This window comes from Lentisphaera marina (assembly GCF_028745505.1).
Lineage (GTDB): Bacteria > Verrucomicrobiota > Lentisphaeria > Lentisphaerales > Lentisphaeraceae > Lentisphaera > Lentisphaera marina.
Window position 1 is genome coordinate 967043 of the sequence record NZ_JAQZZL010000001.1, and the last position, 15133, is coordinate 982175.

The window sequence follows — 15133 nt, forward strand, 5'->3', positions numbered from 1 at the left end:
TAGGGCTCCTTTAAGCGAGGCAGAATTTCTCTGCGTTGTGCTTTAAACGTTTTATGCTTTCTTCTTTGCCAATGAGTGCGAGTGTGTCCATTAAATCAGCTCCGCCATTGGCAGAAGTAACGCAAAAGCGTACGGGCTGGTTGAGTTTTCCTGGGTTGAGACCGGCGTTTTCAGCAGAAGTCTTTAGGGCTTGTTCGAGTTCACTAGAATTATTGAAATCAATAGTAGCGAGAGTTTCGGCACATCCCAAAAGTGCTTCTTTCATGCCTTCTTTGCCGAGTATTTTTTTGATTAGTTTTTCATCGCTTGGCTCAACTAATTGGAAATAGTACTCCCAAGTTTCAGATTGAGTAACAAGTTTAGTTCGACTCTTCATTAGTGAGGAGACAGTTTTTAATAGTTTTTCATCGCCATTATACCAAGAGTATTCTTTAACAAAAGGGCTGACGAGTGAAAGGAATTCTTCGTCGTTTAATTCGTCTAAGTACTGGCCGTTGAGGTTGAAGAGTTTGTCCATGTCCATTTGTGCTGCAGTGCTTTTGACTTTTTCTAATTGAAAGAGTTTAATCGCATCTTCACGACTACATTTTTCTTCATCTCCAGGAGACCAACCCAATAATAAGAGGTAGTTAAATAGACATTCGGCTGTGTAGCCTTTAGTGCGGAAGTCACCGACAAAAGCATCGCCATCACGCTTAGAGTAAGGTTTGCCTTGCTTGTTGACGATCATTGGTAAGTGAGCGTATTGCGGAGTTTTTTCACCTAAGGCAGCGTAGATCAAGACATGGCGATAAGTGTTCTCTACATGGTCGTCGCCACGGATGATGTGGCTCATGTTTTGTGTGATGTCATCGCAGATATTAGCTAAGTGAAAGAGTGGAGAGCCATTGGATTTAACAATGACTAAATCTTTCATACTGTCTAAAGGTTTGCTGAGCTCGCCTTTAATGATGTCATTAAAGAAAACGCTATGGCGAGTCCAGGTGATTTTTGAGCCATCAGTAATATTAACATTTTGCTCGTCATTGATGATGGACTCATAGTTAGAGTTTAAGTCAAAAATTTCTTTGCCGTCGGCGTCGAATACTTTTAAATCTTTGTAACCAGCGTGGCAGGCTTCCATTGGGACGGCTTTGCCTTTGCGAGAAATTGTAGCAAAGCGTACCCCTCCAGCATCGACTTCAAGTGCTACGTCAGCATGAAGAGCTAACTCTTGTTGATCGATTTTGCGAATGCAGCTATAGTTCTCTAAGTCCCATGGCATGCGGAAGAGTGTCACTTCGTTTTCGCCTTTAACGAAACGGTATGCATGACCTTTATCTTGGAGTGATTTTGCAATATCGAGGTGATGCTGTTCTTGTGTGCTTTGATATAGGGGCGTTTCATCGTAATCAAGGCCGAGCCACTCCATGCATTCGAGTAGTGCGTCTACGGCTTCTTGTGTACTTCTTTCCTTGTCGGTGTCTTCAACACGCAGGAGAAATTTGCCGCCCATATTTCTTGCAAATAGGTAATTGAAAATTGCGGCACGGATGTTGCCAATGTGTACATTGCCCGTTGGTGATGGGGCAAATCGAACTCTAACTTCGCTCATTTTTAGTTCTCGTAATTCAGTTTTGAGTTGAAAATTGAAAGGGATTAAGCCCTTATTAAAATAATAATGTGCGCATACATATCACAAGAATGTTTTTTTACCACAGAAAGTAGCTTTGAAAATATTCTTAAGTTCTGCTCCCTAAGGTGATTAGTGATTTTAAAATCTACTTATCGAGAGGGAGTTTGTGAGTTAATGGGCAATAAAAAAGCCGAGATAAACTCGGCTTTTTAAAAAATATTTACACAGATTTTAGTCACAGTGTGTTAAGTCTGACATTTTCTGACTCTCACGCGATATGAAGTTGCTTAGGCGAGCCATGAACTTCTTGCTGCGATCTCTTCCGTGTTCGTTGACTCTTACAGTCCAGTCGCGAATTTTTTTGTCACATTCTTGTGTTTCATTCTCAATGTAGATTGGTGTTTTAGCAGAGATTTTTTTGTAGTTTTCGTTAGATTCTGCGATCTCAGAATTAACAAATTCATTTGTCGCGCAGCAGCTAGATAGTAAAATCACTCCAATAGTTAGTATGAATTTTTTCATTATTGTTGACTCCTCAAAAATTAATTACTAAAAGCTAGCGCTTAAGATCTTGTAATTCAAATATAAATGAAGAGTTCATGGCTTCTGAATTGGCCTTTTTCTTGAAAAAACTTTTACTAGAGGTGTTTTTGATCATTGAATGGCCTCGCCTAATTCAGATGAAGGATTTCATCATCTGAATGGCAATGTGCTTCTTCTGTGGTGCATTTAAGCCAAGTCATGAACCACTCAAAACGTTTTTGCCCAGAGCTAGCGATGTACCAATTGTCTCCAGTGTACACGGGAGAAATCATAAAAGGGAATAGTTTGTTGCCATTTTTGTCGAGACAGTTAATACTGCAGAATAGCTCGTTTTGACTTAGATTTTCAAAACTGGTTTGTTCAATAGGGAACTGTGTTTTGTTTTGGTTTGAAGTGATTATGTAGTAGTTTTCACCTTCTTTGGTGATTAAAGCAATGTCATCTGGCACTAATTTTATTTTATCCGAAGTTTTTGAGTCTTCTAGGAAAAGTCCCATCCAGTTGTCGTCCTGGAGTTCGCAGAGGTGTTTTTGGAAAATACTGTACATGACGAGGGTATTGATGCGTGTGACTGGGAATTTTAATCCTGCTACAATTAGGGCTACGCCTATGGCATAATACCAGCTCATTCCTGCAAGAGTAAGAACTAGAACACCAGCACCGATTAGTATGAACGGGGCACATGAAATCATCAACAAAAAATGCTTTGGGTATTTCTTTAATAAAAGCATAGTAATCTCCTATCTTTACCTATATTATCCTTTCCTATTCTTATTATATACCGATTTAGTGCTCGTGATCAAGGCTTGAAGTGCTTAAATTTGTGTTTTTGCTATTTTTTCTTAATAGAATTTTGAGGGATAATGAAGATTTATATTGATGCAGATGCTTGTCCGCATTTGGTAAAAAAGCACCTTTTGCGTACAGCGGATCGTAAAAAAATTCAGGTAATTCAAGTGGCGAATCAATACATTAAGCCTGTTAATTCTCAGTATGTTTCATCTATTTTAGTGGGGCAAGGTGCGGATGTGGCTGATATGAAAATCGTTGAGTTGCTCGAAGAGGGCGATTTAGTGATTACGGCAGATATCCCCTTAGCGGATCTATGCGTTAAAAAAAGTGCTTACGCCTTGAATCCACGAGGTGAACTTTATACGGAAGCTAATATAAGGCAACGTCTTTCGGTAAGGGACTTTATGGCTGACTTAAGACAGATGGGGGTTGAAACCGGTGGTCCACCACCTTTTTCTCAAAGAGATGCAGAGCTGTTTGCTAATGCATTGGATCGTTTTCTAACTAAACACGCTAAATGAAGCTCTAAGTGAGCTTAGTATAAGTTGTATTTTTTGTAAGAGAAAAAATTAAATAAAAAGAGAAGTTCTTGAAAACGAGACCTTTTTTAACTTATTTAATAAAAAACACATGACTTTAAATATATATCGCTAAGATAGGGGTTTGTTAAAATGCTCATCTATGGCAAATTTCATAGCTGATATAATTTGTATTACAAAGGAAACAATTTTTGATGAAACAAGCACCAATAAAAGTATTTTTCATGGGTTCGGGCTCAATAGGTATTCCAGCAGTGGCTGCCTTGCACGAATCTTCTGAGATTGAATTACTTGGTGTGGCTTCGCAACCTGATCGACCCGCGGGACGTAAAAAGCGGCTCACCCCCTCACCCCTAGCTGCTTGGGCTGAATCTGAGGGCTTTTCCGTACACAAGCCGGAAAAGGTAAGTTCCCAAGAATTTGTCGATTATGTTGCTTCACTAAAGCCCGATATTGTTGTAGTCATCGCATATGGTCAGCTATTACGCGAAAACTTGTTGCATTTAGCTCCCTTCGGGTGTTTGAATGTGCATGCTTCAATTTTGCCATCCTACAGAGGAGCATCACCTATATTTTCCGCCGTCTTAAACGGTGAAAAAGAAAGTGGTGTTTCAATGATGCAAATGGCAAAAGGTATGGATACGGGAGCAGTTTACCGAACTCATAAAGTGAACCTAGATAAAAATGAAACGACAGGTTCACTGGAGCAGAAGCTCGCAGAAATAGCGGCAAAACAACTTGTAAATGATATTCAGGACGTGGTTTATAATGGTTTAAAAGCCATTGAGCAAAATCATGATACAGCTACAAGTTGTTCAAAAATTGACAAAAGTTTTGGTCTCATCGATTGGGATCAGACTGTTGAGTCAAATATTAGAAAAATCTATGCCTGCCAACCTTGGCCAGGAACTTGGACTTATTACCAAGTTGGAGACAAACTGAAGCGACTTGCGATATGTGAAGCAAGTGCTTGTGAGTCTAGCTCTTCGAATCGAACTTCAGGTGAGGTCGTTTTAGAAGAATCCTGTTTAAAGGTGGCCTGTTCTTCCTCAGACTTATTACAAGTTCACCGGGTGAAACCGGAAGGGAAACGTGAGATGGATGTAAAAGATTTTTTGCTTGGAGCTGGGCTAAAAAATGGAGATAGCCTGACTTCGGGGAATAGTTAAATTTTAGGAAAAATAATGAAACAAATTTTTATTAATAAAGAACAGCTAGAAACACGCGTAGCTATGGTTGAGAATAACACTCTCACAGAATATGAAGTAGAGCGTTATGATCAAGAGCGTCTAGTTGGTTCAATTTTCAAAGGCCGTATTAAAAACTTAGAAAACTCACTACAAGCAGCGTTTGTTGATATTGGTTTTCAGAAAAACGCCTTTTTACACTATTGGGATATGATCCCAGCAGCCTACAATGATGGTCTTTTTGAGCAAGATGCTATGTCTAAAGACACTGTGGCGGCTATGGATGCTAATATTGGTGATTCGTTCCGTAGCACCATCAAGAAGTCGATGAAATCCAAAGACAATGATGAGCAAGAGCGTATGCGTCAAGAAATTGAGCGTATACCCGAGATTTTCCCTGTTGGATCAGAAGTTATTGTTCAGGTAACTAAAGGTCCAATTGGTACTAAGGGGCCTCGTGTCACTACCAATTTGAGTATTCCGGGTCGCTACTTAGTTCTGCTTCCTCATACGAGTCACATTGGGGTGTCCAAGCGCATTCAGAATCATAAAGAGCGAGATCGTCTACGCAATATTTTACGCAAGATGAGCCTTCCAGAGAGAATGGGTTGTATTTGTCGTACCTTAGGTGATGGTAAGCCAGAAGAATATTTCCATAATGATATCGAAATGTTGTTGGATATTTGGGATACAATGGAGCGTAATCGCCAGACTCAGCGTGCTCCTTATTGTCTTTATAGAGAGCCAGATCTTATGTCGCGCTCAACGCGTTATTTTTTGACTGATTCTGTGGATGAAGTTTGGATTGATAACCATGATGCGTACTCAAAATTCAGGAAGACAATTGTCAAGATTTCTGATGTTAATATAGATAAGTTAAAGCATCATAATCAGCATAAACCTTTGTTTCAGCACTTTGGAATTGCTAAGCAGATTGACTCTATTTTTGAGCGTCAAGTAAGTCTCCCATCGGGCGGTTATATCTGTATCGATGAGACTGAAGCTTTGATTGCAATTGATATTAACTCAGGTAAAGCACGTCAGGGTAAGGACCACCCAGAAACAATTTTGATGACAAACCTTGAAGCGGCTGAAGCGATTGCACGTCAGTTGCGTTTACGTGATATTGGCGGCTTAGTCGTGATTGACTTTATTGATATGCGTTCGAAAAAGGATCAAATGCAAGTTTATCGTGCTCTTAAGAAAGCTGTGCAGCACGATAAGGCAAAGACTAAGATCTCTCCTATTTCACAATTAGGCCTTTTAGAAATGACCCGTCAGCGTGAGCACCAATCACTTAAAGACTCCTTGTATACACCTTGTTCAAACTGTGAAGGTAAGGGTGTAGTTAAATCAATGGTCTCAGTGTCAGTTGAAATTCAAAGAAAGCTTCAAGCCTTGTTGAAAAGGTCGAAAGATAAGATTGAAGTTCGCGTGATTTGTCACCCTGATATTTTACATCGCTTGCGTGATGAAGATGCACGTATTTTACGAAATATGGAGAAGTCACTTGGTGGGAATTTATCTTTCCGCTCGGATGATAGTTTGCATGTAGAAGACTTTAAAGTAGTTAACCCTAACTCTATGAAGGAGTATCGTTAATCATGCCTTCGGGAAGTCATGTTCTTGATGTTAAGAAATTTGGTAACCCTGTCCTTAGGCAAGTAGCTGAGCCAATTGCTGAAATTGATGACAGTATTCGTGAGCTTGTCGAGGAAATGGTTGATACTATGTACGAAGAGAACGGCATTGGTTTAGCTGCCCCGCAGGTCGGTCGAAGCCTTCGTGTCTTCGTCATAGACACCCATTTTGAGGGAGATACATATGGTAGTGATGGAGAAAAAGCTCTTTGTCCAAAGATGCCTGTGGCTTTAATTAATCCTGAAATCCTATCTACATCAGGTGAAGATATTTCCTTTGAAGAGGGCTGTTTGTCAATACCTCAGATCAATGCTTCTGTTGTCCGTCCGAGCAACATAGTGCTTCGCGCACAGACTTTGGATGGTGAAATAATTGAAGCGGATTTTGGTGGCTTAACGGCTCGCTGTATGCAGCATGAGATCGATCATTTAGATGGAGTGCTCTTCACTGATAGGGCAGAAAAGGATGATCTTAAACTCGTAGCTAAGAAATTAGAACAGTTGCGGATGAAGACAGAGAAAGCCTTAAAGAAGCGTAAATCAAAAAAACGTAAATAAGTTTAAAGCCTCGTTGTAATGACGGGGCTTTTAAATGTTCCAATCGACAAATTGGCCATTATCTTCTTTTATGGTGAAACGTTTTTTAACTAAGACTTCACCGTCAAGCTTTGTGGTTAAGGTCCAAGTACCAACCTTGTCTTCTATCGGAGACCACAGTGTGTCTCCAAGAAAGAAATCCCAATCATTAGATCTGACGTACATTTCACCACAGAATGGAGCTGCAACTTCACCCGTTTTGTCATCGATAAAATCAGGGTGGTCAATAGTGAATTCAAGCTTTTTACCGCGAGCTTGTTTGATGTTGAGAACATAGCCAAATTCTATGTTTAATCTTGCGGGGATTTCCCAAGTGAATTTTTTTAGTTTTGGAAGTTCTTTACTGCTTTTGTCCCAGTGGCTATGAACGCCATAGCTAAGCATTTTCCAAGAGGGTTTTTTACGAGCCATAAGATATGTTAAGTGTTATTTCTGCTGTGCTTATGAACTAATGAGATCTTCGTCTTCGGAGATGTTGTGGCCCTTGATTTTGCTTAAGATAAGCATGATAGGCCCAGAGAGGACGTAAAGGTTGATGAGTGCGGCTGCAGTCATTTTTGGTCCGCTACCGTAACGAATGACTTCGGCAGTGCCCACCACTATAATAAGTAGCAAGATGATAATTTTACGTGAACGATTTATTGGTGAGACTAGCCATTTTGCCATGTGGGGGTATGGGATGGGGCTAATCATTAATAAACCGAGGAATCCCGTGTAGATAGGGAGGAAGAAAGTCATTAGCCATTCGGGTAGGTTTGCTTCAGTTGTACCCATGATGACAATGGAGCATACGGCTGAAGCTGCACCAGGCGATGGTATACCTCTAAAGTCGCTTGCTTTAGTTTCATCTTTTTTGGGATTGAATTTACTTTCCATTTCCATGGCGTTATAAAGGGCGAGTCTCAGGGCTGCACAACCCATGTACATAGCTCCGGCTAACCAGAAGAGTCTGTCTTGTCGGATAAAGCCAAGATCTTTGACTTCAGCAAAGCCAAGGAAGACTGTTACGTGAGCATATATATAGACTAGGACTGCAGGTGCGACTCCAAATGTGACCATGTCTGCTAGGGAGTCCATTTCAATACCGTGAAGTGAGGTGGCATTGAGTTTGCGAGCGCTCCAGCCATCTAAAGCATCAAATATCATTGCGCCAATGATTACCCAAGCACAGGCAGCAAAAACATAGGGCATGATCGTGGTGTTTGCGTTGTGGGAAATGATTTCGAAGTGATCGTTAGAGTTTTTTGTGAGGATCTTTTCATAAGCTTGTAAGGCTAATAAAATAGCCGTAAATCCACATAAAGAGTTGCCCAAGGTTAATAGGGTAGGGATCTTTTTGTGAAGCTGGGTGTGCTTAATGGTGTGTTCTGTACTCATGGGAATCTCGCGAAAAAAAAAGACAGGTTAAAATACCTGTCTTTTTTGAAAAGTCTTTTTAAAGTCTTAGATATTAACTTTAGTTTTTGGGAGACCTAAAACTTGATCACCTGGCTTAAGACGACCTTCTTTGATGAGTTGGTCTACGCGTTCGAAACGCTTAAGTACGTTCTTTTTACCGGCAATGTTGCCTTTTACTTTTAAACTTCTGTGAATAGACATGTGTGTGTCTCCGTATTAAAATTTTTCATATTCAGGTACATCGAAAAGATATCCAAACCTGATGGGAAATTAGATGAGTGTTGAAAGTATCGTAGCTTGGTTTTTTGTCAAACTAATTTTTTAAATTTAATTGCTGTTCTTCTAGTTTAGCTTTAATCAATTGACCAGCTTTATATGAGGACCTAACCATAGGGCCACTTGCGACGGCACTGAAACCTAGTTTTTCAGCGTATTCCTTCCACTCTTCAAATTGCTCTGGACGAACGTAGCGATCTAGTTTCCAATGTTTGCGTGAGGGGGGTAAGTATTGGCCGATAGTGAGGATGTCAACATTGGCAGCATACAGGTCGTTGATGCACTCAATGACTTCCTCGTCACTTTCGCCAAGTCCTACCATGATGCCAGATTTTGTGAGAACTTTGCCTTGGCTCCATTCTTTTGCATTTTTGAGGACTTCTAAGCTTCGGCGATATTTAGCACGTCCACGGATTGGCGGAGATAAACGCTCGCAAGTTTCTAGATTGTGATTAAAGACTGTGGGCATCGCGTCTAAAGTCATGCGAATGAGGTCTTCTTTTCCATTGAAATCTGGAGTGAGGACTTCAATGCCTGCAGTTGGGAGTTTTTCGCGAACGGCGCGAATAGTTTTTGCAAACTGATCCGAACCCTCATCTTCAAGATCATCACGAGCAACGGAAGTGATGACAACGTATTCAAGGTCCATTTTTTCTGCGGTTTCAGCAACATTGCCAGGTTCATTGGGATCTGGAGGTTCAGGTTTGTCATAACCGATTGCGCAAAAGCGGCAGGCGCGGGTGCAGTTGACGCCAAGGAGCATGAATGTTGCGGTTCTTTCGTGCCAGCATTCAGCGAGATTGGGGCATTTAGCTTCTTCGCATACGGTATTTAATTTGCGATCTCGCAGTTCGTTACTTAGCTCGTCGCGATTGCCACCCCGATTAACTTTTACGCGAATCCATTCTGGTAAGCGTTTCTGATTTTTATCAGCCATGATTTAATTCCTGAATTAATTTCACGTACTATGAATCAGGTTTTAGAATTTTCACATTTTTAACGCCTTTTTTATAAGAGGAAATTTTGAGCTCAAAAAGTGACTTTCTTTGTAAAAAGCTTGATTATTTCTTATCATATCGCTTTTCTAGTTCTCTGAGAATCTTGCCAAGTTTTTTTTGCCAACGTATCTTATGAACAATAAATTTAATAGAGAGAGAAAAATGTCTGATTTATGGAATAACATAAATCCTAGCAAAGCAGACCATGTATTGGGAGTGGTAGGCGGTACCCTGGATGAAATTATGTCGACAAGCAAGCATCGCTTAGTCGTAACCCCTATGCATGAAAAAATTATTAATGCGATTATAGAATTTTGTAGAAGTAAACATTTACGTCCTTTGATTCTCGTTACAGACTCAGTGGCGACAAGTTCTTGGGAGCGCGTCTTTCGCAAACGTCTTAAAGAAGGTGTGGATGAAAGAACAATTTTTGGTGAGCCATGTGAATTGGGTTTTCCACTCATGCCCTTAATTCCCTATAATTATTTTGGTTCATGTTTTAAGATTACATCGAGTCAACAGGTTGAATCACGTCGCTTACACTTAAGAGAGATTTCGTCAATCAGTGCGTACGCAGGGGATGAACTGAGTTCTGGTGATATTGATGCATCTTTAGAAATGGATAAAGTCCTTCGCAATCTAGAGCGCGTCAATTTTGATGAATATATTACTGGCTTGAGTCCCCTGATGGAAGGTGACGTACAGATTATTGAAGAAGAGCTCGGGCAAGCCTTAGATATTTTGTCAGAACAAAAGTTTGATTTAGTTATTGCCGATGGTGCGGCTCGTTTGGGTGGGGCTTGGATGACTTTACTCAGAGAAATGGATGAGAAAATGCCTTGCCCATTTATAGGCTTTAGTACATTTAAGCCTGAAGAGGCTTTTGGAACAAAGTTAGCTCATCAACAGAGACAAAATTTCTTTGGAACGCGATTTACCGAATTGAGTTTGACCAGCCTGTCCGTTGATGGCGCTTGTCGCCCATGGCGCGAATTAATTAGTTTTGTTGAACCTGATCGTCAGTCAGCAAAAGCGATTGAGGAAGTGATTGATAATTTACATGACCTAATTCAAGATATCAATTATGGTCATAGAACCAAATTGACCTTGAATCAGTATATAAAATCAGAGCTTGGACACTTAGCGAAGGATATGTTAGGTAACTGGGCACGTCGTCAAGAATGGACGAGTTCAGTATTGTATTACGGTAGAGAACATGACCTCATTGATGGGGCGGACTGGGAGGTTTATTTAAAGAAGGTTCCCACCGAACAACCGCAAGGGAATTTATTAGTTTACCGCGAATACGTTTTTAATGTTTTACTTGAATCCGAAGATGAGCATGATCATAAGTATGCCGAGCAATTTATTTCACGAGTTAAAAAAGTAGGTTACTTACTAACGGAACACGAAATTAGACCTTATTCATCTTTGAGTAATAATCTCTTAGGGCGAACTAGCGCTAAAGAAGATCGTTTGCTGAGTTTGATGGAAAAAGAATGGGAAGCCACTGGAGATAAATTCAGAGGGCTCGTCATTGCCGACTTTACCGATAGTTCACAAGATGCTTTAGATGCAGGTTTACCTAATGCAGATTCTTGTGGCTTGATGAGTGTTTTTTGGAAGTGCCAAGAAAATTTAGTTACAGTTCAGATGAATCCCGTCGTGGTTTGGGAAAATATGCTTTATTGCAATCCTCGCTTTGCTAGTCGAATGGAGAAGAGTATAGGGCATTATATCGACCTTTATGGTAAGCACCTTCAAATGACGAGAAATGATGATGGTGTTTATTGTTACTTTAAGATAAAGGGAGAGGGCTTCACTCAAGCGTTTTGGACTTGGTTAGTTAACAGTCTTTTGGCTGATGGAACGACTTTGTGTATTTTGGCAAATCGAGAGGTCTTGCTAGATGAATGGAATGGACTCGGTGTTAACACAGTTTTCAATCTAACGGTAACAAACTCGGAGATCTTACGAGCTCGTTTGGGGCATAGATTAGGCGATACAGAAGACATGGGACTGCCAGCAGCTCATTTGTGGGATATAATTGCCGTCATGCCTGATGTTCAGGGTGGTCTTAGTCCTTACTTTATTTATGAGGGTTTACGTGAATCTCGTTGGGCAATTTGTGATGATGGTAAATTTGAGCTGGGTTTAGGGGCTATTTCGCCTGACCTAGGTGGAAGTGAACATAAATCCATGGATGTTTTTGAGAAGGTTAATACCCAGCAAGACTTACTTATTCCCAACCGGAAAGAAGTCTCTAATAGCTGGATCAAAATGGGAGATGGAGAAAAACATTTTCTCGCCTTAGAAGTTCACTTTGAGAATGATTTACATTTAAGCAAAAAAATTAGTCGCGAAGTATTGGTCAAGAAAAATGAATATAAGTATGAAACTGGAGATTTTGAAAAAGTTCTAGAATCAATTTATTTAGCTTTAGCACATAGTCTGTGTGAAAAGAAAGATAAAAAATACGATAAAGATATAGTTGACTTTAAGATTCTAAAGAGAAATAATTTAGCACATCGCTTGTTAGTTACTGGTGAATTAGCTGAAGATTTTATCACTATGGTAGAGGAGTTATTTGCACCCTTTAAAATGCAATTTTATCTATTGACGATGATACTCTATTATGATCATCGAGAAAAGTCTTTATTCAAAAAAGCACAAGTTGGTGAAGCCTATGAATCGGCATTTGCGATTCCAGAACTCTTTAAAACAAAAGATGACTTGCTCATTATTAATAAGTATTGGCAGGAATTTGTAGGTAAAACAAAAGTTTACAGTATGCGTATTCCGCAAACGAAAGCTGTTATTCAAAAGCTCAAGGACAGTAAGTTTAATTTACGTCCGCAATGCTTTAGAACTGAAGTTAGAATGGAAGCTAAAAAGTAATTTAGTGACTAACTTTAAAAGCAATCATACCTAAGCCGAGACTCTGGAAAATAATGTTTGGTAGCCATACCAATATTTCGGGGTGCATGGCTGTTTGTTTATCGAAGGCACCAGTAATTAGAATGGTTGCGTAGTAAGTCATCATAACCATTAAGCTAATGAAGAGACCAACACTTGTTTCTGAGCGACTTGAGCGTAGTCCAAATGGGAGTGCCATAAGTAAAAAGGCTAAGGGTGAAAAGGACAGGGCTAAGTTTTTATTTAAATTGTAGAGCAGGTCAGTGTGCTCACGGCGGACTGTTTTAGTCTGCTCTTTATTTTTTAAAACGGCTAAACGAGCAATCATCTCTTTAATATTAAGGTATTTAGCTCGTTTTCGTAAGTTACCACTGTTGAGTTCGTCATTGGTGTAAAATGTATATGTAGTATTGGCATTGGGTAAGCGAGTGACCTTTACTCCACTCAAATCTTTTTGCTTTTTGTCTTTAGTTTTGGTGAACTCCCAGTTGTTATCGAGAATGATCACATCAATAAATTCAATGGTAAAGGAGTTTTCGTCGGTATCAATAATGCGCCCCTCTTGTGCTAAAAGCTGATTAGAGACTACTCCATTGGCATGGTCGACTTCAATAACACGTAAATCTTTGAGTAGGCCATCTTCTTGTTTTTCTCCAATATCTACAGACAATTTCCCTAAATCAATGGTAGTTCCACCACGTAAAAAAGTATTTGGATTTGATAGTAATTCACCTTTCATCATGGATTTTCGATTAGCCTCAAGATGAGGGACGGCAAACATATTTAAATAAAACAAGCAAGCGGATGATGCCAAAGCGAGTAAAATAGCGGGGTTGACAATTTGCCAAAGACTGATGCCCGATGCCCGCATGGCAGTAATTTCGTTTTCTGCAGACATTCGGCTAAAGACTAGAGTGACACTGACCAGGCTAGCAATGGGTATAGCGTAAGCAAGGATTTTAGGTAGGAGCATGATAAACATCTTTAAGATGAAGAACTGTGAAACAGAGGTGTCTAAGCGACTGAGGATTTTGATCATTAAGCCCAGCACAAGTATGAAGGTGAGGACGAGTAGAGAAGCTACGAAAATATATAGTAGGTTCTTTAAAATATGGCGATTAAGTATGTTCATAGTCCAAGCTTATTTTTGGGTCATTTTTCTGTTGCTGAGAAAAGTAATGTCAAATTTAGTTTTTACGAAACCGAATGGCTTGCCACGTTTGTTCTTCCGGGGTGAAAAATATTGGTCGCCCTTGAGTGAGTTCAAGGGTCCAAGCAAAATTGTTGCAGAGCTTTAGCCAATTTTCAGTGAGACGAAGAGTACGTCCATCTAGGGATTGCTGCGTACCCGAACCTTTGGGGTAATGAGCATAAAAAATACCATTTTTGCGTAGAGAGTCAAAAATTTGATTGAGGAAATTGAGTCTATCCTGCGGCTCGACATGCATAAGTGTGGCATTAGCGAAGACCCCATCATATTTATTAGGGCCGAGATCTAGTTGGCTAAATTTTTGGTGGAGAACTTCAGCTTTAATGAGTTTTTGAGCTGCATTACACATTTCCTTAGACCCATCGAGTCCCTCGACTGCGTGCCCTTTGTTTTTAAAGTAAAGTAAGTCTCGTCCGGAGCCGCAGCCTAGGTCGAGGATTTTTGCGGGATTTTCGGCTAGATGAGCCAAGAAATCGGCATAGGGCCAACTCATATCTTCGTGAATTGCCTTGTCGCAATAATCACTAGCGTGTTGATCGTACCAATTTATATTAGTTTCTTCAGTCATAGGAATAAAAAAAGCGGAGTATAGACTCCGCTTTTTAAAAAGAGAACTTAGTGCTTATTCAGCGAAGTATTCTTTAAGACCTGCATCGTTAGGCTTCATTGCTTTGTCGCCTTCGTTCCAGTTTGCTGGGCAAACTTCGCCGTTAGTTTCGAAGAATTGAAGTGCATCAACCATGCGGAGAGCTTCATCAACGTTACGTCCTAGTGGGAGATTGTTAACAACTTGGTGTTGAACTACGCCTTCTTTGTCGATGAGGAAAAGACCACGGAGAGCCATGCCACCACCGAGAAGTACGTCATAATCAGCAGAGATTGTTTTGTTGAAATCAGAAACGATTGGATAACCAACGCCTTCGATACCACCCTGATTTTTAGGAGTGTTGAGCCATGCGAGGTGAGAGAACCAAGAGTCAGTTGAAACACCAACAACTTCAACGCCTTTAGCTTCGAACTCAGCACGTTTTGCTTCGAAAGCGTGAAGCTCAGTAGGGCAAACGAAAGTGAAGTCTAATGGGTAGAAGAAAAGTACAACGTATTTTCCTTTGAATTGTGAGAGAGAGAAGTTTTCGATAACTTCTTGACCTTTAACAGCTTTTTCGCTGAAGTCAGGAGCTTGCTTACCAACTAATACAGCCATGGTATTTTCCTTTGAATTTCATACTTTATCAATGAGACGTGCCTCAATGGACACGATTGCAGAACAAAGGTAACACCAAAGCTGAGGAAAAAAAATTTTTTCCTTTAAAAATTGATTTAAATTAAGTTTTTTTTCAACTTATTTGAAAAATCAATAAATCTAAGGCTAGTTGAACTTGGCTCGAGAGAAAAAATAGGCTGAATCACAGAGTGATTCAG

The 15133-nt window shown here is 40.1% G+C and carries 15 protein-coding genes; 5 read left to right on the plus strand and 10 right to left on the minus strand.

Annotation, left to right across the window (positions count from 1 at the left end):
* Positions 1–10: 10 nt before the first annotated feature.
* The 3 genes from PQO01_RS03930 to PQO01_RS03940 all read right to left on the minus strand — a co-directional run bounded on the left by PQO01_RS03930 (position 11) and on the right by PQO01_RS03940 (position 2889).
* On the minus strand, positions 11–1594 hold the full coding sequence (locus PQO01_RS03930) for a glutamate--tRNA ligase (protein WP_274312741.1): 1584 nt from the start codon (positions 1592–1594) through the stop codon (positions 11–13).
* Positions 1595–1846: 252 nt separating this feature from the next.
* On the minus strand, positions 1847–2137 hold the full coding sequence (locus tag PQO01_RS03935; RefSeq protein WP_274312742.1) for a hypothetical protein: 291 nt from the start codon (positions 2135–2137) through the stop codon (positions 1847–1849).
* A 149-nt stretch (positions 2138–2286) separates the two neighbouring features.
* Positions 2287–2889: a hypothetical protein gene (locus tag PQO01_RS03940; RefSeq protein WP_274312743.1), complete on the minus strand. Its 603-nt coding sequence runs from the start codon at positions 2887–2889 to the stop codon at positions 2287–2289.
* A 132-nt stretch (positions 2890–3021) separates the two neighbouring features.
* Between PQO01_RS03940 and PQO01_RS03945 the strand changes: the two genes are divergently transcribed.
* The 4 genes from PQO01_RS03945 to def all read left to right on the plus strand — a co-directional run bounded on the left by PQO01_RS03945 (position 3022) and on the right by def (position 6874).
* The gene (locus PQO01_RS03945; protein WP_274312744.1) at positions 3022–3471 is read left to right on the plus strand and encodes a YaiI/YqxD family protein; all 450 of its coding nucleotides are present in this window, start codon (positions 3022–3024) and stop codon (positions 3469–3471) included.
* A 212-nt stretch (positions 3472–3683) separates the two neighbouring features.
* A complete protein-coding gene (gene fmt / locus PQO01_RS03950; RefSeq protein WP_274312745.1) occupies positions 3684–4658 on the plus strand; it encodes a methionyl-tRNA formyltransferase in 975 nt (324 codons plus the stop codon).
* A gap of 15 nt (positions 4659–4673) precedes the next feature.
* Complete coding sequence (locus PQO01_RS03955) at positions 4674–6278, plus strand: Rne/Rng family ribonuclease (RefSeq protein ID WP_274312746.1); 1605 nt, start codon at positions 4674–4676, stop codon at positions 6276–6278.
* Positions 6279–6280: 2 nt separating this feature from the next.
* Positions 6281–6874 (plus strand): peptide deformylase, encoded by a 594-nt coding sequence (gene def, locus PQO01_RS03960; protein WP_274312747.1) that lies wholly within the window; start codon positions 6281–6283, stop codon positions 6872–6874.
* Positions 6875–6904: 30 nt separating this feature from the next.
* On the opposite strand, the gene PQO01_RS03965 is transcribed toward def, so the two are convergent.
* The 4 genes from PQO01_RS03965 to lipA form a co-directional block, all read right to left on the minus strand.
* Positions 6905–7324, minus strand: a complete 420-nt coding sequence (locus PQO01_RS03965) for a DUF3859 domain-containing protein (protein WP_274312748.1) — start codon at positions 7322–7324, stop codon at positions 6905–6907.
* 30 nt (positions 7325–7354) lie between these two features.
* Positions 7355–8290 carry a CDP-alcohol phosphatidyltransferase family protein gene (locus tag PQO01_RS03970; protein ID WP_274312749.1) on the minus strand — a complete coding sequence of 312 codons (936 nt, stop codon included), beginning with the start codon at positions 8288–8290 and terminating at the stop codon, positions 7355–7357.
* Positions 8291–8356: 66 nt separating this feature from the next.
* Positions 8357–8512: a small basic protein gene (locus PQO01_RS03975; RefSeq protein WP_274312750.1), complete on the minus strand. Its 156-nt coding sequence runs from the start codon at positions 8510–8512 to the stop codon at positions 8357–8359.
* Between the two features lie 112 nt (positions 8513–8624).
* Positions 8625–9524 carry a lipoyl synthase gene (gene lipA / locus PQO01_RS03980; RefSeq protein ID WP_274312751.1) on the minus strand — a complete coding sequence of 300 codons (900 nt, stop codon included), beginning with the start codon at positions 9522–9524 and terminating at the stop codon, positions 8625–8627.
* Positions 9525–9747: 223 nt separating this feature from the next.
* Between lipA and PQO01_RS03985 the strand changes: the two genes are divergently transcribed.
* Positions 9748–12483, plus strand: a complete 2736-nt coding sequence (locus PQO01_RS03985; RefSeq protein ID WP_274312752.1) for a hypothetical protein — start codon at positions 9748–9750, stop codon at positions 12481–12483.
* 1 nt (position 12484) lies between these two features.
* Here the strand turns inward: PQO01_RS03985 and PQO01_RS03990 are convergent, their stop codons facing one another.
* The 3 genes from PQO01_RS03990 to PQO01_RS04000 are packed head-to-tail and all read right to left on the minus strand — an operon-like array spanning position 12485 to position 14915.
* The gene (locus tag PQO01_RS03990; RefSeq protein ID WP_274312753.1) at positions 12485–13633 is read right to left on the minus strand and encodes an LptF/LptG family permease; all 1149 of its coding nucleotides are present in this window, start codon (positions 13631–13633) and stop codon (positions 12485–12487) included.
* Between the two features lie 55 nt (positions 13634–13688).
* The gene (locus PQO01_RS03995) at positions 13689–14279 is read right to left on the minus strand and encodes a class I SAM-dependent methyltransferase (protein ID WP_274312754.1); all 591 of its coding nucleotides are present in this window, start codon (positions 14277–14279) and stop codon (positions 13689–13691) included.
* A gap of 54 nt (positions 14280–14333) precedes the next feature.
* A complete protein-coding gene (locus tag PQO01_RS04000; RefSeq protein ID WP_274312755.1) occupies positions 14334–14915 on the minus strand; it encodes a peroxiredoxin in 582 nt (193 codons plus the stop codon).
* Positions 14916–15133: the final 218 nt, after the last annotated feature.